This window comes from Cryobacterium sp. Y62 (genome assembly GCF_002929785.1).
In the GTDB taxonomy this organism is placed as follows: domain Bacteria; phylum Actinomycetota; class Actinomycetes; order Actinomycetales; family Microbacteriaceae; genus Cryobacterium.
In genome coordinates this window covers 43,103-64,131 of record NZ_PJJK01000103.1, presented here as the reverse complement: position 1 = coordinate 64,131, position 21,029 = coordinate 43,103, and the positions used below count along the sequence as shown (strand labels likewise).

19 protein-coding genes are annotated in these 21,029 nt (G+C 64.7%); 15 read left to right on the top strand and 4 right to left on the bottom strand.

Going from position 1 to position 21,029, the window contains the following annotated elements; genetic code table 11:
* Positions 1–85: 85 nt before the first annotated feature.
* Positions 86–1,258, bottom strand: coding sequence for a glycosyltransferase family 1 protein (locus CXY71_RS08955; protein ID WP_104135293.1), 1,173 nt, complete (start codon positions 1,256–1,258; stop codon positions 86–88).
* Between the two features lie 83 nt (positions 1,259–1,341).
* On the opposite strand from CXY71_RS08955, the gene CXY71_RS08950 reads away from it, so the two are divergent.
* From CXY71_RS08950 to CXY71_RS08910, 9 genes are all read left to right on the top strand, one after another.
* Positions 1,342–2,463 carry a mannose-1-phosphate guanylyltransferase gene (locus CXY71_RS08950; protein ID WP_104135292.1) on the top strand — a complete coding sequence of 374 codons (1,122 nt, stop codon included), beginning with the start codon at positions 1,342–1,344 and terminating at the stop codon, positions 2,461–2,463.
* A 41-nt stretch (positions 2,464–2,504) separates the two neighbouring features.
* Positions 2,505–3,566 (top strand): BMP family protein, encoded by a 1,062-nt coding sequence (locus tag CXY71_RS08945; protein ID WP_104135291.1) that lies wholly within the window; start codon positions 2,505–2,507, stop codon positions 3,564–3,566.
* A gap of 142 nt (positions 3,567–3,708) precedes the next feature.
* Positions 3,709–4,815, top strand: coding sequence for a BMP family protein (locus tag CXY71_RS08940; protein WP_104135290.1), 1,107 nt, complete (start codon positions 3,709–3,711; stop codon positions 4,813–4,815).
* Between the two features lie 107 nt (positions 4,816–4,922).
* The gene (locus CXY71_RS08935) at positions 4,923–6,443 is read left to right on the top strand and encodes an ABC transporter ATP-binding protein (protein WP_104135289.1); all 1,521 of its coding nucleotides are present in this window, start codon (positions 4,923–4,925) and stop codon (positions 6,441–6,443) included.
* A complete protein-coding gene (locus tag CXY71_RS08930) occupies positions 6,440–7,702 on the top strand; it encodes an ABC transporter permease (RefSeq protein WP_233198348.1) in 1,263 nt (420 codons plus the stop codon). Before CXY71_RS08935 ends, CXY71_RS08930 begins: the two co-directional genes overlap by 4 nt.
* Positions 7,699–8,997 carry an ABC transporter permease gene (locus tag CXY71_RS08925; RefSeq protein ID WP_104135288.1) on the top strand — a complete coding sequence of 433 codons (1,299 nt, stop codon included), beginning with the start codon at positions 7,699–7,701 and terminating at the stop codon, positions 8,995–8,997. Before CXY71_RS08930 ends, CXY71_RS08925 begins: the two co-directional genes overlap by 4 nt.
* Positions 8,994–9,416, top strand: coding sequence for a cytidine deaminase (locus CXY71_RS08920; protein ID WP_104135287.1), 423 nt, complete (start codon positions 8,994–8,996; stop codon positions 9,414–9,416). Before CXY71_RS08925 ends, CXY71_RS08920 begins: the two co-directional genes overlap by 4 nt.
* A 75-nt stretch (positions 9,417–9,491) precedes the next feature.
* A complete protein-coding gene (locus CXY71_RS08915) occupies positions 9,492–10,796 on the top strand; it encodes a thymidine phosphorylase (RefSeq protein WP_104135286.1) in 1,305 nt (434 codons plus the stop codon).
* 46 nt (positions 10,797–10,842) lie between these two features.
* Complete coding sequence (locus CXY71_RS08910) at positions 10,843–11,829, top strand: aldo/keto reductase (RefSeq protein WP_104135285.1); 987 nt, start codon at positions 10,843–10,845, stop codon at positions 11,827–11,829.
* Between the two features lie 70 nt (positions 11,830–11,899).
* Here CXY71_RS08910 and CXY71_RS08905 read toward each other — a convergent pair whose 3' ends face one another.
* Both CXY71_RS08905 and CXY71_RS08900 read right to left on the bottom strand, forming a co-directional pair.
* Positions 11,900–12,715: an aldo/keto reductase gene (locus tag CXY71_RS08905; protein ID WP_104135284.1), complete on the bottom strand. Its 816-nt coding sequence runs from the start codon at positions 12,713–12,715 to the stop codon at positions 11,900–11,902.
* A 21-nt stretch (positions 12,716–12,736) separates the two neighbouring features.
* On the bottom strand, positions 12,737–13,945 hold the full coding sequence (locus tag CXY71_RS08900) for an MFS transporter (protein WP_104135283.1): 1,209 nt from the start codon (positions 13,943–13,945) through the stop codon (positions 12,737–12,739).
* 126 nt (positions 13,946–14,071) lie between these two features.
* Here CXY71_RS08900 and CXY71_RS08895 point away from each other — a divergent pair, with 126 nt between their 5' ends.
* The 5 genes from CXY71_RS08895 (at position 14,072) to CXY71_RS08875 (ending at position 19,228) form a co-directional block, all read left to right on the top strand.
* Positions 14,072–15,040 (top strand): siderophore-interacting protein, encoded by a 969-nt coding sequence (locus CXY71_RS08895; RefSeq protein ID WP_104135282.1) that lies wholly within the window; start codon positions 14,072–14,074, stop codon positions 15,038–15,040.
* Positions 15,037–16,149 (top strand): iron ABC transporter permease, encoded by a 1,113-nt coding sequence (locus CXY71_RS08890; protein ID WP_104135281.1) that lies wholly within the window; start codon positions 15,037–15,039, stop codon positions 16,147–16,149. The genes CXY71_RS08895 and CXY71_RS08890 overlap by 4 nt, the downstream gene beginning before the upstream one ends.
* A 38-nt stretch (positions 16,150–16,187) precedes the next feature.
* The gene (locus CXY71_RS08885) at positions 16,188–17,291 is read left to right on the top strand and encodes an iron chelate uptake ABC transporter family permease subunit (RefSeq protein ID WP_104135305.1); all 1,104 of its coding nucleotides are present in this window, start codon (positions 16,188–16,190) and stop codon (positions 17,289–17,291) included.
* Positions 17,291–18,157, top strand: a complete 867-nt coding sequence (locus CXY71_RS08880) for an ABC transporter ATP-binding protein (protein ID WP_104135280.1) — start codon at positions 17,291–17,293, stop codon at positions 18,155–18,157. The genes CXY71_RS08885 and CXY71_RS08880 overlap by 1 nt, the downstream gene beginning before the upstream one ends.
* A gap of 63 nt (positions 18,158–18,220) precedes the next feature.
* Entirely contained in the window at positions 18,221–19,228 is a 1,008-nt protein-coding gene (locus CXY71_RS08875; protein WP_199184262.1) for an iron-siderophore ABC transporter substrate-binding protein, read from the top strand.
* A 227-nt stretch (positions 19,229–19,455) separates the two neighbouring features.
* Here the strand turns inward: CXY71_RS08875 and CXY71_RS08870 are convergent, their stop codons facing one another.
* Positions 19,456–19,968 (bottom strand): GNAT family N-acetyltransferase, encoded by a 513-nt coding sequence (locus CXY71_RS08870; RefSeq protein ID WP_233204567.1) that lies wholly within the window; start codon positions 19,966–19,968, stop codon positions 19,456–19,458.
* A 160-nt stretch (positions 19,969–20,128) separates the two neighbouring features.
* On the opposite strand from CXY71_RS08870, the gene CXY71_RS08865 reads away from it, so the two are divergent.
* Positions 20,129–21,022: an ABC transporter substrate-binding protein gene (locus tag CXY71_RS08865; protein WP_104135278.1), complete on the top strand. Its 894-nt coding sequence runs from the start codon at positions 20,129–20,131 to the stop codon at positions 21,020–21,022.
* The last annotated feature ends 7 nt before the right edge of the window (positions 21,023–21,029 follow it).

The following is a 21,029-nucleotide window of genomic DNA, read 5'->3' as shown; positions in this document are numbered from 1 at the left end:
GGCTCTTTAGTGAGACCGAGAATGTGCTGTGAGCACATGTCGTTAGTCTACAAGTGCGCCGCCTCATCGTGCCGGTTAGGTTAACCTAACGCTGCATGGATCGGGGTACGTGCGTGTCGGCCCGCACCGCACGACGCTCGTCAATGGCCTGTTCGTAGTAGTCGACCAAGTCCGCGCAAACCAGTGGCCACGAGCGTCCGAGCACGGCGCGGCGCCCGGCTTCCCCCATGCGCGCCCGCAGAGCCGGGTTGCCGACCAGCTGAGATACCCAGTGCCGCAGATCCCGCTCGTCGTCAGGCCGAAACAGGTAGCCGTTCTCTCCGTGGGTGACCAGGTCGATCGGCCCACCGGCGTGGGGCGCGACTACCGGCAGCCCGGCGGCGTGGGCCTCCTGGATGGTTTGCCCGAAGGTCTCTTCGGTGCCGGCGTGCACGAACAGGTCGAAGCTCGCGTAAGCAACGGCTAGCTCTGCGCCCGAGAGCCGGCCCAGCCAGGTCACGGACATGCCGGCCAGCGCTCGACCGATAGACGATACGCTCGGCCCGTCACCGACAAGCGCTAAACGGATGCCCGGCAGCCCGCGCAGGGCGCGCAACCGCTCGACCTGTTTCTCCGGAGCCATCCGACCGACGTAGCCGACGATCACATCGCGCGGCGCGCCGTTGGGGAGCGATGGCGAAATGCGTTCGCGCAGCGCCGCGACAGCCGGGTCGTTCTTGACGTTCGGGTGGAACCCGTTGAGGTCAACGCCACGCGTCCACATCGCCAAGCGTGGCACGCCGAGCCGCAGCAGAGCGGCCATCGACGACGACGACGGCACCAGGGTTCGAGTGGCCCCCTCGTGCACCCACTTCACGAAGCGCCAGGCGAGTGCGGTGGCCGGGCCGAGGTGATTGCGGTGGGCGTAACCGGCGACATCCGTTTGAAAAATCGCGACCGAGGGAATGTCGAGCCGATTCGCGGCGCTGATGCCCTGTGCTCCCAGCAGAAACGGGGAGGCCGCGTGCAGCACGTCCGGCCGAAAATCGGCGAGCAGTTTCTGCACCTGGGGACTTGGAATACCGACCGGAAACTGGCGGTAATTGAGCGCGGAAACGGTGTGCACGGGAAAGCCCGCGTATTCTGCCGGGGCGCCGTAAGGGGCGATCACCATGGCCTCGTGACCGGTGGCCGCGAGGTGCTCCAGCACTTTGCACACGCTCGTGGTCACCCCGCTGATGGTGGGGAGAAAACTTTCGCTGATGACTGCGATCCGCATGGTTCGAAAGTAGGCCGCGGGTGTTGCCGTCGGGTAGCCGGCGGGTGAACAGTCGTATCGACCTTGCCCGATAGTCTGGGGCGATGATTACGTCCAGTGAGCCCCTCAACCGCTTGTATAGCGTGATTCCCGCCGGCGGCATCGGTTCCCGGCTCTGGCCGCTATCGCGAGCGGATGCCCCCAAATTTCTGCACGACCTCACCGGCTCCGGTCACACCCTGCTGCGCGATACCTGGGATCGCCTCGTTCCGCTCTCCACCGAGCAGCGCATCATGGTCGTCACCGGGCGCGCCCACCGCGCCGCCGTCGAACAGCAGCTGCCCGAACTGGTCGACCCCAACGTTGTGCTGGAGAGCGAACCGCGCGACTCGACCGCGGCGATCGGCCTCGCCGCCGCGATTTTGCAGCTGCGCGAACCCGACGTGATCATCGGATCTTTTCCAGCCGACCAGGTCATCAAGGGCGATGCCCTGTTTCGCTCAGCGGTGACGGAGGCTGTTGCCGCAGCGGATGCCGGCTACATCGTCACCATCGGCATCCAGCCGACCGAGCCCGCGATCGGTTTCGGCTACATCAAGAGCGCGGCCTCGCTACCGATCGAGGGCGCGCCGACGGCCCTCGCGGTCGACTCGTTCGTGGAAAAGCCCAGCCCCGAAGTGGCCGAACGATACATCGCCAACGGCAACTACCTGTGGAATGCCGGCATCTTCATCGCCCGCGCGGACCGGCTGCTGGCCGAGATCGAGGCGACCGAACCCGAGTTGCATGCCGGGTTGATGAAGCTGGCCGCTGCCTGGGATACCCCGGCCCGCGGCGCCGTCGTCGACCAGGTCTGGCCGCGCCTGAAGAAGATCGCCATCGACTACTCGGTGGCTGAACCGGCCGCAGCGGCCGGCAAGCTCGTGGTCATTCCCGGCCAGTTCGACTGGGATGACGTCGGCGACTTCGCGTCGATCGCGAAGCTGCACTCCGGTGGCCGCAAATCCAACCTCGCTATTCTGGGCGAGGGCGCCCGGGTGCTCGCTGACTCGGCGAGCGGCATCGTGGTCAGCCACACCGGTCGCATGATCGCGCTCATCGGCGTCGAAGACATTGTCGTGATCGATACCCCCGACGCACTGCTAGTCACCACGAGTGCGAATGCTCAGAAGGTCAAGGCGGTCGTCGACGCGCTCAAGCTGTCCGGTTCCACCGACGTGCTGTAGCCGTTCTGGGTACAATTTCAATTCATGCTGAAGGAGTGTCCATGCGCCGCTTGATTATTGTTTCCGCCCTCGCGGCCGCCGCTTTGGTGTTGGTCGGCTGCGCGCCGGCGCCGACACCCGCAGTGACAACGGATGCGACGGTGCCGGACTACTGCGCCCGCATGGTCACCAACTCCGGCGGCCTTGAAGACCGCTCCTTCAACCAGTCCAGCTGGGAAGGCTTACAGGAAGCCGCAACGAAGTACAGCATCGACGCCGACGCACTCGTGTCGACGTCGGAGACCGACCTTGCGCCCAATGTGAGCCAGGCCGTCGCCACCGGCTGCCAGTTCATTTTGACCGTCGGATATGAACTCGCCGACACCACCCTCGCCGAAGCGACCGCGAACCCGGACGTACACTTCGCAATCGTCGATGAATTTGTCGATGCGCCGAACGTGAAACCGATCGTCTTCGACACGGCCCAGGCCTCGTTTTTGGCCGGTTATCTCGCTGCTGGTGTGAGCAAGACCGGCATCGTTGCGACCTTTGGCGGCGGCAATCAGCCGCCGGTCACCCTGTTCTTGGACGGCTTCGTCGACGGCGTTGCCATGTACAACGACAAGCACCAAGCCGCAGTGCGGGTGCTCGGCTGGGACAAGACCGCCCAGGACGGCAGCTTCACTGGCGATTTCGAAGACGTCAATAAGGGCAAGGCTCTCGCCCAGTCGTTCATTGACCAGGGCGCAGATATTATCATGCCGGTGGCTGGTCAGGTCGGCCAGGGAGCCGCGGCCGCAGCGATCGAGACTCCGGGCGTGACCATTATCTGGGTCGACAATGACGGATTCGTCACCTTGCCAGCCCAACTGCAGTCGGTCGTGCTCACGAGCGTGTTGAAGAACACATCGGCAGCAGTCATCGAGACCATTGGCGCAGACCTCGATGGAAGCTTTGACAATGAGGCTTTCGTGGGCACATTGAAGAACGGCGGCGTCGAAATCGCCGGCTTCCACGACCAGGCGGGCCTGGTGCCTGTCGAACTGAGCGATGAGCTCGACCAGATTCGAGCGGCGATCGTAGCGGGAATCATCGCGGTCACCGGTCCGAGCACACCCCAGTAAGGGGAAATTGCTGTACAAAATGTAGCAGCTTGGTAACGACTCACTCGCGCTCCAATAATGCTCATCTGCGCAGCGTCATATTCGGTAACGTGAATTCCACCATGCCCGAGCGATCTCGCTGGGCAGCACCCTGGAGGTCCTCTTGACAATTTCGATCCGTAAGACCGGACTTGGCGGTCTTGCCATGTTCGGCACCGTGGCGATGCTCGCCGCCTGTGCCCAGGCGCCCGCCGTGACCGAAGATACCAGCTCGGCCGCGGCCAGCGACTTTGTGCCCTGCATGGTCTCTGACGCCGGTGGATTCGACGACAAGTCCTTCAATCAGCTCGGTTTCGAGGGCCTCAACGAGGCAGCGGATACCCTCGGCGTTACGCCAATCACGGTGGAATCGGCCACAGAGACCGACTATCAGTCCAACGTGCAGAACCTCGTCGACCAGGGCTGCTCCCTCATTGTCACCGTTGGCTTCAACCTCGCCGCCGCCACAGTAGAGTCGGCGCTGGCCAATCCCGAGGTCAACTATGCGATCATCGACGACACCGCCGACCTCGATTTCAACGGTGAGGTAGACGCACCGAACATCAAGCCGATCGTCTTCGACACCGCCCCGGCCGCCTTCATGGCTGGCTACGCGGCCGCCGGTTACAGCAAGACCGGCGTCGTGGGTACCTACGGGGGCATGCAGTTTCCGACGGTCACCATTTTCATGGATGGCTTCGTTGACGGCGTCGCGTACTACAACGAGCAGAATGGCACGTCCGTCAAAGCGCTGGGCTGGGACGTCGCCGCGCAGACCGGGTTGTTCACCGGCGGCTTCGCCGCCGGCGTCGACTCGCTCAACAACGCTCAGGGCCTGATCGACCAGAACGCCGACGTGCTGCTGCCCGTCGGTGGACCGATCTTCTTGAGCGCCATTGAAGCGATCAAGAGCTCGAGCAAGGACATCGTCATGGTGGGCGTTGACGCTGACCTCTACGACACCGACCCGACCAACGGGAGCATGTTCCTCACCAGCATCTTGAAGGGCATCAAGATCAGCGTGTCCGACGTTGTGTCCGGTGCCGGTGGAGACAGCTTCGACGCCACCCCATACGTTGGCACTCTCGACAATAATGGCGTGGGCATCGCGTCATTCCACGACTTCGAATCCACGGTCCCCGCGACCCTGGCTGACGAGCTCGACGCCATCAAGGCGGGCATCATCGACGGTTCAATCGCGGTCGAATCGCCTTCTTCGCCCAAGAAATAATAGGCTAAAAACAACGGGGAGGCCGGATTGTCGGCCTCCCCGTTGTACGTCCCCATCTCAGCCTCCCTGTCACACTCCCAGGCGCTCGACCTAAGAATTCAGGATCAATGAAGCTCGAACTTCGAGGCATCACCAAACGCTTTGGTGCACTGGTCGCCAACAACAACATCTCTCTCACTGTCGAGTCGGGTGAAATTCACGCCCTCCTGGGCGAGAACGGCGCTGGCAAGTCCACCCTGATGAACGTGCTCTACGGCCTGTACATTGCCGAAGAGGGCGAGATTCTGCTCGATGACGTTGCGCAGAAGTTCGCGGGGCCCGGCGACGCCATGAACGCGGGAATCGGCATGGTGCACCAGCACTTCATGCTCGTGCCAGTGTTCACCGTCGCCGAAAACGTTGTGCTCGGTCACGAACAGACCACCTTCGGTGGCCGGCTCGACCTGGGCGCCGCCCGCGCCAAGGTGCGCGAGATCTCTGACCGATTCGGCTTCGACATCGATCCAGACGCCCTGATCGAAGACCTGCCCGTTGGTGTGCAGCAACGCGTGGAGATCATCAAGGCGCTGTCGCAGGATGCGAGAGTGCTGGTTTTTGACGAGCCCACCGCCGTGCTCACCCCGCAAGAAACCGACGAGCTCATGATCATCATGCGTCAGCTCGCCGAGTCCGGCACATCGATCGTGTTCATCACGCACAAACTGCGGGAGGTGCGCGAAGTCGCCGACCGGATCACCGTCATCCGTTTGGGAACCGTCGTCGGTGAGGCCTCGCCCACTGCGACCAACGCCGAGCTCGCCTCCCTCATGGTCGGCCGCGCCGTTGAACTGACCGTGCACAAGAACGCGCCGGAGCTGCGTGGCACCGCACTGTCTGTGCGGAACCTTTCGGTGATCGATGCCCGCAACCAGGTCGTCGTCAACAATGTGAGCTTCGACGTGCAGGCCGGCGAGGTGCTCGCCATTGCGGGTGTGCAAGGTAATGGGCAAACCGAACTGACCGAGGCCCTAATGGGGCTGCAGCAGCACGTGACCGGGTCGATCGAACTCGACGGCAAACCGCTTCGCGGCTACAGTGTGCGCCATATTCTCGACTCCGGGGTTGGCTTCGTTCCCGAAGACCGCACCGAAGACGGCCTGATCGCCGACTTCAGCATCGCCGAGAACCTGATGCTCGACCGCAGCTCTGGGGCGCCGTTCGTGAAGGGCGGCAACCTGCAGCTGGCTTTTCGGGCCAAATTTGCGGCCGAGAAGATCACCGAGTTCGACATCCGCTCGCAGGGCAGCGAGATGGAGGCCGGTCGGCTCTCCGGGGGAAACCAGCAGAAAGTGGTGCTCGCCCGAGAACTCAGCCGTGACCTGCGCCTGTTTGTGGCGGCGCAGCCGACCCGCGGGCTCGACGTCGGCTCAATCGAATTCGTGCACACCCGCATTATTGAGACCAGGGACTCCGGAATCCCAGTGATCGTGGTTTCGACTGAACTCGACGAAGTCGTCGCGCTCGCAGACCGCATCGCGGTGATGTATCGAGGAGAAATCGTTGGAATCGTGCCCGGTAATACCCCCCGCGCCACGCTTGGCCTCATGATGGCCGGCGAACACTCACCCCAAACGGAGGCGGCACTGTGAGCGAGAAAACTGCGCCGACTCACGCGGAAAAAAAGGACGGCTCCGAGCGCTGGACCCAGGCCCTGCGCGACATCACCGGCGGCAGCGCCATGATCTCGCTGTTCGCCGTGGTGCTCGCGCTCGTGGTCGGCGGCATTTTGATCGCCTTCACCAACGACCGCGTGCAGGAGACCGCCGGATACTTCTTCTCCCGACCCGGCGACCTGCTCGGAGCGATTTGGGGCGCCGTGGCCGGCGCGTACTCGGCCCTATTCCAGGGTTCTGTCTACAACTTTCGGGCTACGGGCTTTCTCACCGCGATCAGGCCCCTGACCGAGACCCTCACCTTTGCGACCCCGCTGATCGCGGCCGGGCTCGGCGTCGGGCTCGCCTTCCGCGTTGGCATGTTCAATATTGGTGGCCGTGGGCAGATGCTCATCGCTGCAGCCGCGGCCGGCTGGGTCGCGTTTGCGGTAGATCTGCCGGCTGGCATCCACTTGATTGTCGCTATTCTGGCCGGTCTGCTCGGTGGGGCCATCTGGGGCGGGATTGTCGGCTTACTCAAGGCTCGTACCGGAGCGCACGAGGTGATCGTCACGATCATGCTCAACTTTGTGGCGCTGTACCTCATCCAGTTTCTGCTGCGCACCCCCGGCGCGCTGCAGGCTCCGGGCAGCAACAATCCCAAGACGCCGGCCATGGCCGCAACGGCTATCTTTCCAGACCTGTTCGGCCCGCGCTATAACCTGCATGCCGGTTTTCTCACCGTCATCGCCGCGACGATTTTCGTCTGGTGGCTGCTTAGCCGCTCCAACCTCGGTTTTCAGTTTCGCGCCGTCGGGCAGAACCCGAGCGCTGCCCGGGTCGCCGGCATCAACGTGAAGAACATTTATATGTACGCCATGGCCATCTCGGGCGCGCTCGTCGGCCTAGCCGGCGTCAATCAGGTGCTCGGCACGCTGACCACCGGTTTTAGTTCGGGCATCGATGCCGGCATCGGCTTCGACGCCATCACCGTGGCGCTGCTCGGTCGGTCGAGGCCGTGGGGCATTTTTGCCGCCGGAATTTTGTTCGGAGCGTTCAAGGCCGGCGGCTTCGCCATGCAGGCCGCGGAGGGCGTGCCGATCGACATCGTCTTGGTTGTGCAGGCGCTCATTGTACTGTTCATCGCGGCGCCGCCCCTGGTGCGGGCGATCTTCCGACTGCCGACCCCTGGTACCACCAAAAAACCACGAACCCGCGTTACTGCAACGCCCAACATCGAGGCGGTAGCGAAATGAGCACGATTGCACAGAGCCCAGCTCCGCTGGAGGCTTCAGCCCCGATCGTGAAGCCGACGCCGCAGATTCGCAGCTGGAAGATCCCGATCACGTTCGGTGGGTTTGCGCTTGGAGCGCTGTTTCTGTTCGTAGCACTCGGGCGTGGGCAGCAGGGTGAACTGAGCACATTCCGGCTGTCGCAGGCGCGTGATGCAATTCAGCTGCCCAACGTGGCGCTGCCGACCTTTGCCACGGGAATTTTTGTCGCGATAGTGCTCGTGCTGTTGGCTGTCCTCTCAGCCTGGCTGGTTTATCGTCGGACCAAGATTTCGATCATTTTCTCCATTGTGTTTGCGCTGTTGTTCCTGATCGGGTTTCTGGCCTGGGCCGCGTCCGGTTCCACCATTCCGGTTCCCGGGCTGCTGATCGGAACGGTCACCCTGAGTGCACCGCTCATCTTCGGCGCCCTGGGAGGTGTGCTCTCCGAGCGAGCGGGCGTGGTCAACGTGGCCATCGAAAGCCAGCTGTTGGCCGGTGCGTTCAGCTCAGCGGTCGTCGCCTCAGTTACCGGTAACCCCTATTTGGGACTGATTGCGGCCATGGTCGCTGGGGCGCTGGTGTCGATGGTGCTGGCGGCATTTGCGCTGAAGTACCTGGTCGACCAGGTCATCGTCGGTGTTGTGCTCAACGTGCTCGTGGTCGGGCTGACCAGCTTTCTGTACTCGCAGGTGCTCGCTCCCAGTGCGAACCTCAACTCACCAGACGTCTTTCCGCGCCTCGACATTCCGCTGCTCAGCGAAATTCCCATCATCGGGCCGGTGCTGTTTCGTCAGACGATTATCGTCTACGTCATGTATTTCGCGATCGCGATCGTGTTCTTCAGCCTGTTTCGCACCAAGTGGGGCCTGCGTGTGCGAGCCGTCGGTGAGCATCCGCAGGCCGCCGACACGGTCGGCATCAACGTCAACCGCACCCGCTTCGTTGCCGTCACGCTCGGCGGTGTTGTCTCCGGATTTGGCGGAGCATACTTCACGCTCGGCGCGGTCGGTGCGTTCAACAAGGAGATGACCAACGGTATGGGCTATATCGCCCTCGCCGCGGTGATCTTTGGGCAGTGGCATCCGATCAAGGCCACCCTCGCGGCGCTGCTGTTCGGTTTCGCAACCAACCTGCAGAACGTGCTGGGCATCATCGGCTCGCCAGTGCCGAGTGAGTTCATGCTGATGCTGCCCTACGTCGTGACGATCTTCGCCGTTGCCGGGTTCGTCGGTCGCTCGCGCGCACCCGCCGCTGACGGAAGGCCGTACATCAAATGAGCACCGTGATCGTCGATTGGGCGGCGCTGCGTGTACAGGCTCTCGCCGCAATGGCGACCGCCTACGTGCCCTACTCGAAGTTTCCGGTCGGCGCCGCCGCTCTCGTTTCTGACGGGCGAGTGATCAGCGGATGCAACGTGGAGAATGCTTCCTACGGCCTCACCCTCTGCGCGGAGTGCGGCCTGGTCTCCGCGCTGCATCGCAGCGGTGGCGGTCAGCTCGTCGCGTTCACCTGCGTCGACGGCAATGGCGGCATCCTCATGCCGTGTGGTCGCTGCCGCCAGTTGCTTTACGAACACTCGGCGCCGGGCATGCTGCTTGAGACAGTCTCGGGTGTCAAAACCATCGACGAGGTGCTGCCGGATGCCTTCGGGCCGCGCCAACTCGCCGACTACCGCGGCAGCACAGCTTCGTCGTAGCAGTTGCACTCGTTCCGCCCGGTCGGCGGGCGTCGAGTATTTTCCATTGTGTAATCGGCTCTTAAGGAGTGCACCATGAGCACCATCGAAGCGTTTGATGCCATCGACCTTATTCACACCAAGCGCGACCGCGGTGAACTCAGCGAGGCGCAGATCAACTGGCTGATCGACGCCTACACCCGTGGTTACGTGGGCGACGAGCAAATGGCCGCGATGATCATGGCGATCTTTCTGAACGGCATGAGCCGCAGCGAGATTCGGGCTCTGACTATGGCGATGCTCGCGAGCGGCGAGCGGATGAGCTTCGACGGCCTCGGCAAGCCGACCACCGACAAGCACTCCACCGGCGGCGTCGGCGACAAGATCACCCTGCCGTTGATGCCGCTCGTCGCCGTGTTCGGCGCGGCCGTGCCGCAGCTCTCGGGTCGTGGCCTCGGCCACACCGGCGGAACGCTCGACAAGCTCGAGTCGATTCCCGGCTGGCGCGCCAATCTGACCAACACCGAGATGCTTAAGCAGCTACAGGAGCTCGGTGGCGTCGTCTGCGCGGCCGGAAGCGGCCTGGCCCCGGCCGACGGCAAGCTTTACGCCCTGCGTGATATCACCGGAACAGTCGAGGCGATTCCGCTGATCGCCTCGTCGATCATGTCAAAGAAGATTGCCGAGGGCACTCAGGCCCTCGTGCTCGACGTGAAGTTCGGGTCAGGCGCATTTTTGAAAGAGATTGAGCGGTCACGGGAGCTGGCCCGCACGATGGTCGAGCTGGGTGAGGATGCCGGGGTAGCGACATCCGCAATGCTCACCAATATGAACGTGCCGCTCGGTTTCGCCATCGGCAATGCCAACGAGGTGCGTGAGTCGATCGAGGTGCTCGCCGGCGGCGGGCCAGCCGATGTGGTCGAGCTCACGGTGGCTCTGGCCGAGGAGATGCTCTCGCTCGCCGGAATCACCGGTGTCGATGTGAGGGCTGCACTCACGGACGGCCGGGCCATGGACAAGTGGCGGGCCGTGATTCGAGCGCAAGGCGGCGATCCGGATGCCGCATTGCCGGTTGCACGCGAGACTCACGTTGTTCTTGCAGAACGAAGCGGCGTGCTGGTAGAACAGCAGGCGCTGCCGTTCGGCATCGGCGCCTGGCGACTCGGTGCCGGGCGCGCGCGCAAGCAGGATCCGGTGCAGCATGCCGCCGGAATCGACCTGCACGCCAAGCCCGGCGACACAGTGGTCAAGGGCCAGCCCCTATTCACGCTCAACGCCGACGAGCCGGCCCGGTTCTCTCGGGCGCTCGAGGCGGTAGCGGGCGCTTGGCGTATCGGCGACGTTGGCGAGCTCGTGCAGGATGGCGGTCCGTTGATCGCGGAGCGCATCGTGGGTCGCTAGCAAAGAGGTCCGACGGCAAGGCCCATCCGTTGCCTAAGCTGGAGATATGCAAAAACGCACCCTTGGACGAACCGGCCGTACCGTTTCCGTGATCGGCCTAGGCACCTGGCAGCTCGGCGGGGACTGGGGCGCCGTGTCTGACGCCGACGCGACCGGCGTACTCGCGGCATCCGCTGATGCCGGCGTCACTTTTTTTGACACAGCGGATGTCTATGGTGACGGCCGCAGCGAGCGGCTGATCGGGAATTTTCTCGCACACGATGCCCCGGGCGCCGAGATCACGGTTGCCACGAAGATGGGTCGTCGCGCGCAGCAGGTGCCCGAAAACTTCGTGCTCGCCAACTTTCGCGAGTGGACCGACCGGTCGCGAACCAACCTCGGCATGGACACCCTTGACCTCGTGCAGCTGCACTGCCCGCCGAGCGCAGTGTTCGAGTCCGGCGAGGTCTACGACGCACTCGATACCCTCGTCGATGAGGGCGTCATTGCCAATTACGGGGTGAGCGTCGAGACCTGCGCCCAGGCGCTCGCCGCGATCAGTCACCCGGGCATTGCGACGGTGCAGATCATCCTGAACGCCTTCCGGCTCAAGCCGCTCGACGAGGTGCTGCCGGCCGCACGAGCTGCCGGGGTGGGCATAATTGCCCGGGTTCCGCTGGCCAGCGGGCTGCTGACCGGCAAATATACCGCCGACACGGTCTTCGCCGAGAGTGACCACCGCAACTTCAATCGAGACGGCAGTCACTTCGACGTCGGTGAGACTTTCTCTGGCGTCGACTTCGAGGTGGGCTTGCAGGCCGCCACGGAGTTCGCGGCCCTGGCCCCGGTCGGCCTCACGCCAGCCCAGGCCGCCCTGGCCTGGGTTGCCCAGATCGACGGGGTGAGCGCTGTCATTCCGGGAGCCCGCTCGGTCGCGCAGGCGCAGGGAAACGCCGCGGCCGGCGTAGCCGAACCGCTTTGCCTCGCCTTCAACGAGGGCGTTCAGGACATCTACGACCGGCTCCTGCGGGGGCAGATTCACCCGCGCTGGTAACGCCAGAGCGCACGTCGGGCTGCCTCGGCGCCAGACCGATCGGCGCGCTTTTCGGGTGGCTGCCTCTAGTTCAGTCGAGGTCGTCGGGGTCTTTGCCGGTGCGCTCGCCGCTCTCGAGCGCTGCGATCGCGGCGAGATCTGCTGCATTGAGGGCTATATCGAACACGTCGATGTTGGCACGAATGCGGGCCGGCGTCACCGACTTGGGAATGACGATGTTACCGAGCGCGAGGTGCCAGGCGATCACGATCTGCGCGGCAGATTTGCCGTGCCTGGCGCCGATCGCTTTGAGGATCGGGTGGCCAATTGCACGCCCGCGGGCCAGCGGAGACCAGGCCTCAGTACGGATGCCGTGGGCCGTGTCATACGCGCGCACTTCCATTTGTGGCAACCACGGGTGCAACTCCACCTGGTTGAGCACTGGCACGACCTCGGTCTCGGCCAGGAGTCGGTCGAGGTGGCGCGGGTGAAAGTTGGAGACCCCGATCGAGCGGGCCCGGCCGTCAGCGCGCAGGGCTTCGAGGGCGCGATAGGTCTCGACGTAACGGTTCTGCTGCGGCGCCGGCCAGTGAATCAGGTACAGGTCGACGTAGTCTAGGCCCAGTTTGGCCAGGCTCTCGTCGAAGGCCGTCATTGTCGCGTCGTAGCCGTGGCGGTCATTCCACACCTTGGTCGTGACGAACACATCCCCCCGGGGCACACTGGAGCGCGCGAACCCCTGCCCGACGCCGACCTCGTTCTCATAGAGGGCTGCGGTGTCGACGTGACGATACCCGGCCTCGAGCGCGAGCTGCACGGTGTCGGCGGCCAGGGCATCCGCTATTTTATATACCCCGAGACCGAGCTGGGGGATCACGTAGCCGTCGTTGAGGGTGAGTGATTTCATGCTTCCATCTAAGCCGTTTTGCTAGGAGACCTGAACCTGGATGGGCTCGGTGTCGGGGATGGGGCTGACGTCGCGGCCGCGCAGGTCCGGGTGCCAGCGCCGGCCGAGCGCTGGGATGATGCAGCCGAGCGCCGCGAATCCGGCGGCGACGTAGATCGCCGAGACAGGCCCGGAGTGGTCGATTGAGAACCCGGCAATGGCAGACCCCATGGCGGCGCCGATCAGCTGGCCGGTACCGACCCAGCCGTAAGCCTCGGCGGTGTCGCTGAACTTCACGCTCGCCGAGACAATGCCGAACAGAACAGCGAAGGCGGGCGCGATGCCGACCCCGGCCAGGAGCAGCGCTAGGGAAAGCCACCAAAAGGTGAGCCACAGGCTGGCCAGAATCAGCCCAATGGTGACGATGAGCATGCGGGTGGCGAGGGCCCACGGACCGATCGGGGCATGTCCGAGTGCGAGGCCGCCGACGAGCGAGCCGATCGCGAAGATGCCGAGCACCCAGCCGGCGTCGGCGCTGCCATGGCCGAACACCGCGACCACACCGGCTTCGACGGCCGCGCAGGCGGCAACGAGGGTGAATCCGACGATGGTGCTGAGCAGCACCTCAGGCTTCTTCAGCACCACGCCGAGCTTGCGGCGACTGCGCGGAATGCGCACCCGGCCCACCTCCGGCAGGGCGACGAACCAGATTCCGCCGGCGATCAGAAAGAATGCGGCGAGCAGAATGCCCGCGGTCGTCGATACCTGCAGCGCCACGAAGGTCGCGATCACCGGGCCGAGCACCCAGATGATCTCCTGCGCCGAGGCGTCGAGTGAGAAGAGCGGGGTGAGCTGTCGGGAATTGACTATTTTGGGGTAGATCGTGCGCACGGCCGGTTGAATCGGCGGCGTGGACAGTCCGGCGACGAATCCGATGAGCATGAGGCTGAGTACCGGCAGCGGAATCAGCGCCATCACGATGATCGAGACCGCGCAGATGAACATCGTCGCGATAATCACCGGGCGCATGCCGAGTCGGCCCATCAGCCGGCTGGTGAGCGGTCCCGCGATGGCCTGGCCGAAGCTCATTGCACCGAGAACCAACCCCGCCGCGCCATAGGAATCAAAGATCTGCTCGATGTGAATGAGAAAAGCGAGCGAGAGCATGCCGAACGGAAACCGGGCCGTCAACTGCGCAGCTATGAGGCGGGATACGCCGGGCGTGCGCAGAAGGGTCCAGTAGCTTTTCACGATTTCAGTCTATGGTGGGGCCGATCGAAATCCGGGTGGGTGGTGGCTGTGGCAGGCGGGAGCGAGCCGACCAGGAAAATTGAAACAGCCGGACAGGCCCCAGCTAAGGCATGCCATACTAAGGCAATGCTTACCTTACCGAACGAGCGTGTGACTGCCGGTCTGGATCGTCCCGCCTATCGACCCTACCGGGCCACGGTAGTGGGCATCCGTTCTCTGAGTGAGCATTTCACCCGCGTGACGTTTTTCGGTGAGCAGTTTGATACCTTCAGTACCGCCGGGCTCGACCAAAGGGTCAAGATCGTGTTGCCACTGCCCGGCCGTGGCCTGTCCGACATCGGTGCAACCGACGAGACCACCATCGCCGATGGAAGCTGGTACGCCCGCTGGCGCGCGCTGCCCGACGCTGATCGCAACCCGTTTCGTACCTACACGATTCGCACAGTGCGGCCCGAGCTGCGCGAAATCGACGTGGATTTCGTCACCCACGCCGGCCACAGCCCGCTCGGCCCGGCCGCGCACTGGCTGCACACCGCGACGATCGGCCGGGACGTTCTCATCGTCGGCCCGGACGAGCGCAGCCCCGGCCGTGCTATCGGCCTCGACTGGCACCCGGCACAGGCGACCGAATTACTGCTGGCCGGCGACGAAACCGCCGCCCCCGCCATCTGCAGCATCCTCGAGAGCCTCCCGGTTGGCCGCCGCGCGCGTGCCTTCATCGAAGTGCCCAGCAAAGCGGATGCCCTACCCCTCGACCTTCCCGCCGGTTGTGCCATTACCTGGCTGGCCCGCGATGCCGCCCCGCACGGTGAGTGCCTCGACGCCGCGGTGCGCGGCTGGGTGGCGAGCAATCGTCTGCTCGTGGACGAGGCGGTCGTCGCCACCCCGCAGTTGCTCGCCGAAGTCGACGTGGACCGCGAACTGCTCTGGGAATCGCCGGGCGACGAAGCCGGCACCGGGTTCTACGCCTGGCTCGCGGGCGAATCCTGCATGATCAAGCTGCTGCGACGTTTTCTGGTGAGCGAGACCGGCATCGACCGAAAGCGCGTAGCCTTCATGGGTTACTGGCGGCTCGGCCGTTCCGAAGCCCAATGACGCGCACCTCAACCGAGTCGGTCGCGCGCGACGTGGCCGCGCCCGGTCTGAACCCGGTCGGGAATCCCGCCGCAAACCCCGTCCACAACTCAGCACCGTCGCCCCGAACCCGTCCGCGCCGCGTCATTATCGGCTTCGCGCTCGCCCTCGCACTGCTCGTTCTGGCCATCGTCGCGTCGCTCGTCGTCGGCACTCGGGAGATCGCCCTCGGCACCGTGCTCGATGCCCTGGCCAATCCCGATCGCGCTAAGACCGACCACACCGTCATCCTGGACCTTCGCGTGCCGCGCACCGTCGTCGGCCTGCTCGCCGGCCTCGCCCTCGGCCTGGCCGGCGGCCTCATGCAGGGCGTCACCCGCAACCCGCTCGCCGATCCCGGCCTGCTCGGAGTCAACGCCGGCGCCTCCCTGTTCGTCGTCGCCGGTATCGCCTGGTTCGGCGTCACCTCCTCGCTCGGCTACGTCTGGTTCGCCTTTATTGGCGCAGCGGTGGCCGCGACGATCGTCTATCTGATCGGATCGCTCGGACGCGAGGGCGCTACCCCGGTCAAGCTGGCCCTCGCCGGAACCGCGCTGACGGCAGCGTTCACCTCGCTCATCACCATCGTGCTGCTGGCCGACTCTGAGACCTTCGATCGCTACCGGTTCTGGGCGGCTGGCTCCCTCGTCGCGCGTGGTCTCGACGCCGCTCTGCCGCTGGCCCCGTTCATTCTGGTCGGGGCGATTCTGGCCATCGTGGCCGCCCGCATGCTCAACGCTCTCGCCCTCGGGAACGATCTCGCCCGTGGTCTCGGCCAAAACCTAATCACCGCCCGCATCGTCTGCGCCGTGGCGATCGTGCTGCTCTGCGGATCGGCCACCGCGATGGCCGGCCCGATCGTGTTCGTTGGACTCGCCGTGCCGCACGTGGCCCGCTGGATCACCGGTCCCGACTACCGCCTCATCATTGCCTTCTCCGCACTGTTCGGTCCGACCCTGCTCGTTGCAGCGGATGTGCTCGGCCGCGTCATCGCCCGGCCGGGCGAGATCGAGGCCGGCCTCGTCGTCGCCTTCCTCGGGGCTCCGGTGCTCATCGCGCTCGTTCGCCGCGTGAAACTGGCCGGCCTGTGATGCGCGGCACGGTGCAGCCAGGAGCGCACCCGGGCACGATGAGTGGTTCGACGCGGGGCCCGGCCACAGTAGCCGACGGGCCTGCCCGAGTGGCGGCATCCGTTCTGAAAGCGGATGCCGCACTCCTGGCCCATGCGCGCGCCCAGCGCAGCAGGCGCGAGCGCCGAATCGTGCTCGGACTGCTCGGCGCCCTCGTCATCGTCGGCGCGTTCAGCCTCGCGGTCGGAGCGTATTCGCTCAGCGTGCCCGACCTGCTGCGCACGCTCGCCGGGCAGGGAACGCAGAGCGAGAACTTCATCGTGCTGTCACTGCGTCTGCCGCGGCTGACCCTCGCCGTGCTCGTCGGTGTGGCGTTCGCAATCTCGGGCGCGGTGTTCCAGACTGTGCTGCGCAATCCGCTCGCGAGCCCCGACATCATCGGAGTGACCGGGGGAGCGAGCGCCGCCGCCGTGTTCGGCATGCTCGTCCTCGGCTTCGGTGCCGTCGCGACTTCCCTGGCCGCATTCGCGGGGGCCGTCATCGTCGCCTGTGTCATCTATCTGCTGGCCTGGCGCGGCGGTGTGGTCGGGTACCGCTTCGTCCTGATCGGCGTCGGGGTTGCGTTCATGGTGCAGGGGCTGCTTGGCTATCTGCTCTCCCGCGCCGCGCGAAACGACGCGCAGGGCGCCCTACTCTGGCTGGTCGGCAGTGTGAGCGGCGCGCGCTGGCAGGATATCTCGGTCGTCGCCGTGGTGCTTCTCGTGCTGCTACCCATCATTCGGCTGCTGAGCGGCCGTCTTCGCGCCCTGCAGCTCGGTGACGATCTTGCTCGCAGCCTCGGCGTCGACGCCGAACGCACCCGACTGGTGCTGCTCGTGATCGCGGTCGCCCTCGCCGCCACGGCGACAGCGGCGGTCGGCCCGCTGGCCTTCGTGGCCTTCGTCGCGGCTCCGATCGCCCGTCGAGCGGTCGGCTCCGGCGGGCTCGACCTGATCCCGACCGGACTGATCGGAGCGTTGATCACGACGGTCGCCGATTTCGCGGCCCAACACGTGCTGCCAGGGCAGCTCGAACTGCCGGCCGGAATCATCACGGGCGCGATCGGCGCCCCCTACCTGCTCTGGCTGCTCGCCACCAGCAATAAAACCGGAAAGGGCGCCTGATGACCCCGTCCGCCACACCCGAAAACGCACCCGAACTGCGCGCCGAGGGCGTCAGCCTCGGTTACGACCAGTCGCGCATCATCGAGAACCTCGACCTCGAGGTGATTCCCGGCGCGATCACAGTCATCGTCGGGGCCAACGCCTCCGGAAAATCCACGCTGCTTAAGGGCCTCGCGCGACTGCTGAAACCAGATGCCGGCCAGGTCACGCTGGGCGGGCGCAACATTGCCGCGCTCTCCGGTAAAAAGGTCGCGACGGTTGTGGGGCTGCTACCTCAGCAGCCGGTCGCCCCCGACGGGATCACCGTGGCTGACCTTGTCGGACGTGGACGCTACCCGCACCAGGGCTGGTTTCGGCAGTGGTCGAGCACTGACGATGAGATCGTCGCCACTGCGATGGCCGCCACCAACACCGACCAGCTCGTGACCCGCCGCCTCGAAGACCTCTCCGGCGGCCAGCGCCAGCGCGTCTGGATTGCCATGGCGCTCGCGCAGGATCCGGAGATTCTGTTGCTCGATGAACCGACCACCTTTCTCGACGTCACTCACCAAATCGAGGTGCTCGACCTGTTGCTCGAGCGCAATCGCGAGTGCGGAACGACGGTCGTCATGGTACTGCATGACCTCAACCTGGCCGCCCGTTATGCCGATCACCTGGTCGTAATGCGGGCCGGACGCATCGTGGCCAATGGCGCGCCCGCCGAGACGCTCACCGCCGAGATCGTGCGTGAGGCCTTCGACCTCGAGGCGCTCATCACACCCGACCCGGTCTGCGGCTCGCCCCTGGTCGTACCGATCGGTCGGTTCCACGGTCGGGCACCGACCCCACAGTCACCCGTTATCCGACACAACCCGGTCATAATTTAGGGTAGGCTACCCTTATCAAGTTAGGCGACTGCGTCGCCCGCGCCCGACGAACTGGAGATTTTCGTGTCCCGACGCCTCATCGTCATACTGGCTGCCGCCGTCAGCATCCTCGCTCTGACCCTGAGCGGTTGCACGGCTACCGCGGATGACGCGACCGACCATGCCGCGGACGGCGCGGTATCCGGCAGCTTTCCCGTCACCATCGAGCACGCGTTCGGCGAAACCACGATCGACGAGCAGCCGACCCGCGTCGTGACCTGGGGCTGGGGCAGCGCCGACAACGCGATCGCGTTGGGCGTGACTCCGGTAGCGATGCCGTTCCAAAACTACGCCGGCGATGAGAACGGCGTGCTGCCGTGGATCAACGAGGCGCTCGAAGGCGAAGAGATGCCGGTCATACTGCCCGACACCCAGGAGCCGCCCTACGAAGACATCGCCGTGGCAGCCCCCGACGTGATCCTCGCCGCGTACTCCGGTATCACCGAGCAGGAATATGACCTGCTCAGCGAGATCGCCCCGGTCGTCGCCTACCTCGGTGACGCCTGGGCTACCCCGTGGCGCGACCTGATCGAGATCACCGGAACCGCGCTCGGTAAGAATGACGAGGCGAGCGCCTTGCTCGCGTCGATCGACACCGAAATCTCCGATCAGGCCGCCGCGCACCCCGAATTCGCGGGCAAGACCATCGCCCTCACGAGCGACAGCGCCGGAACCTTCTACATCTATAAGAAGGAGGACCCGCGCGTTGACTTCACCCTCGACCTCGGCTTCGTTAGCGCTCCGGCCGTCGACGACCTCGCGACCGACGAGGCGAGCTTCTACTACACGCTCAGCTACGAGCAGCTCGACAAGCTCGACAGCGACCTGTTAATCAACTTCGGCTCCACCCAGGAAGAGTCCGACGCGTTCCTGAACGCGAGTTACGCCCAGGCCATGCCGCAGGTGCAGGCTGGCACGGTTGCGTCCCCGGTCGGTGTGGCCTTCATCAGCTCGGTCTCCCCGCCCACCGGACTCTCGCTGTCCTGGGGCCTCGACGACTACGTCGCCCTGCTCGCGGCCGCCGTCAAATAGTCTCATCCTCTGCAGCGGATGCCGCAGCGCCAGCCGGCCTCGCTGCATCCGCTTTCGGCGTGCCGGTAATAGTGGACCGCATGGGGTCAGTGTGCGCCGTGAGATTAACCATGGAGAGCTGAGCAGTACCGGACACCTCGCAGCAACGATGCCGTCGGCGGGCACACCGCTGCTCGAAGCCGCCGAATCGGCTGCCTAGTATATATATATTCCGCATTCAGCATGTACTAGCTGAACTGGTCGTCGACCACGGCGAGCTGCTTGCGAAACTCCAAATACCCAATCGATTCCCAATCGTCGTCGAGGTCGAACTGCGGCTCATAGCCGAGCGAGAGGTACAACGCCACCGCCTCGGGCTGTCGCGCTCCAGTGGTCAGCACTATAGACCGAATGCCCCGCCGCCCCGCTTCGGCCTCCAGCTCGGCCATCACCTGGCGGGCGAGCCCACGGCGGCGATGCGCTGAATGAGTCCAGACTCTTTTTACCTCGACGGAATCATCCTCGCCCCGCATGAACGCCCCACCGGCGACCGCTTGTCCGTTCTCGACCAGCAGCAGAAAAGTGCCGCCATCGATCGGCTGAAAGCGCTGGGTCGGATACCGGCTGAGTTCGACCGACGAGGGAATCCCGTCGTTCAGGCCATACCGCTCGTCATACTCCTGCGACAGCTCGGCCACCAGGGACGCCGCGAGTGGGTCTGTCGGGGATGTATACAAAATGTTCGGTCTGAAGTGGGGCACGTCTCGACGATAGATCCGCAGCATCCGCTGGTCAAAACCGCTGGAATCGACAGGGGCTCGAAAACAGTCGGCTGTGGTTGCACTAGGCTCGTTAGGTCTACTCGCTTGTGGGTTCACCGTCGAATCCGCGCATTTTCGAGCAAATCAAGAAGGAAGTGCCATGCGCGCACGCTATATCGTTCCGGCTTTCGCCGCCGCAGCCGCTCTGCTACTCACCGGCTGTGTCGACAACTCGACCACGACCGTCACGACGCCCTCGGGCGACGCGAGCACCATCGAAACGGACGCCGCCGCCGTCGCGCTGCTCCCCGAGGACATCAAGAACGCCGGCGTGCTCGTGATCGGAACCGACGCGGCCTATCCGCCGAACGAGTATAAGGACGAGTCGGGAGCCCCGATCGGGTGGGGCATCGAACTCGCCAACGGTATCGCCGCCAAGCTCGGCCTCGACACCAAGTACCAGATCGCGTCGTTCGACAACATCATTCCAAGCATCACCGGCGGCACCGTCGACATCGGTGAATCCTCCTTCACCGACAACCTTGAGCGTGAGAAGCAGGTCGACTTCGTCAACTACTTCAACGCCGGGATTCTCTGGGCCGCACCGGTCGGCAGCACCGTCGACCCCGACAACGCCTGCGGCCTGACCGTCGCTGTGCAGTCCAACACGGTCGAAGACACCGACGAACTCCCCGCCAAGAATGCGGCCTGCGCCGCCGCCGGACTGGAGAAGATCGAGGTTCTACCCTACGGTTCACAAGACGAAGCGACCAACGCGGTCGTGCTCGGCAAGGCCGACGCCCTCAGCGCCGACTCGCCCGTCACCCTCTACGCCATCAGCAAGGCCGAGGGCAAGCTCGAGGCGGCTGGCGAGAGCTTCGACGTGGCGCCGTACGGCATCACCGTCGACAAGGGTTCGGAACTGACCAAGGCCGTGCAAGCTGCCCTGCAGTCGATGGTTGATGACGGCTCCTACGGCAAGATCCTCGACGCCTGGGGCGTCACCGACGGCGGCATCGACACCATCACCATCAACGCCGCGTCCAACGGCTAGAGAGCAC

Excerpts from the sequence above, each read along its gene's own strand:
- CXY71_RS08935 (WP_104135289.1), top strand. The coding sequence starts at position 4,923 with ATGAAGCTCGAACTTCGAGGCATCACCAAACGCTTTGGTGCACTGGTC.
- CXY71_RS08895 (WP_104135282.1), top strand. The coding sequence starts at position 14,072 with ATGCTTACCTTACCGAACGAGCGTGTGACTGCCGGTCTGGATCGTCCC.
- CXY71_RS08920 (WP_104135287.1), top strand. The coding sequence starts at position 8,994 with ATGAGCACCGTGATCGTCGATTGGGCGGCGCTGCGTGTACAGGCTCTC.
- CXY71_RS08915 (WP_104135286.1), top strand. The coding sequence starts at position 9,492 with ATGAGCACCATCGAAGCGTTTGATGCCATCGACCTTATTCACACCAAG.
- CXY71_RS08880 (WP_104135280.1), top strand. The coding sequence starts at position 17,291 with ATGACCCCGTCCGCCACACCCGAAAACGCACCCGAACTGCGCGCCGAG.
- CXY71_RS08950 (WP_104135292.1), top strand. The coding sequence starts at position 1,342 with ATGATTACGTCCAGTGAGCCCCTCAACCGCTTGTATAGCGTGATTCCC.
- CXY71_RS08890 (WP_104135281.1), top strand. The coding sequence starts at position 15,037 with ATGACGCGCACCTCAACCGAGTCGGTCGCGCGCGACGTGGCCGCGCCC.
- CXY71_RS08885 (WP_104135305.1), top strand. The coding sequence starts at position 16,188 with ATGAGTGGTTCGACGCGGGGCCCGGCCACAGTAGCCGACGGGCCTGCC.
- CXY71_RS08945 (WP_104135291.1), top strand. The coding sequence starts at position 2,505 with ATGCGCCGCTTGATTATTGTTTCCGCCCTCGCGGCCGCCGCTTTGGTG.
- CXY71_RS08910 (WP_104135285.1), top strand. The coding sequence starts at position 10,843 with ATGCAAAAACGCACCCTTGGACGAACCGGCCGTACCGTTTCCGTGATC.
- CXY71_RS08865 (WP_104135278.1), top strand. The coding sequence starts at position 20,129 with ATGCGCGCACGCTATATCGTTCCGGCTTTCGCCGCCGCAGCCGCTCTG.
- CXY71_RS08905 (WP_104135284.1), bottom strand. The coding sequence starts at position 12,715 with ATGAAATCACTCACCCTCAACGACGGCTACGTGATCCCCCAGCTCGGT.
- CXY71_RS08925 (WP_104135288.1), top strand. The coding sequence starts at position 7,699 with ATGAGCACGATTGCACAGAGCCCAGCTCCGCTGGAGGCTTCAGCCCCG.
- CXY71_RS08955 (WP_104135293.1), bottom strand. The coding sequence starts at position 1,258 with ATGCGGATCGCAGTCATCAGCGAAAGTTTTCTCCCCACCATCAGCGGG.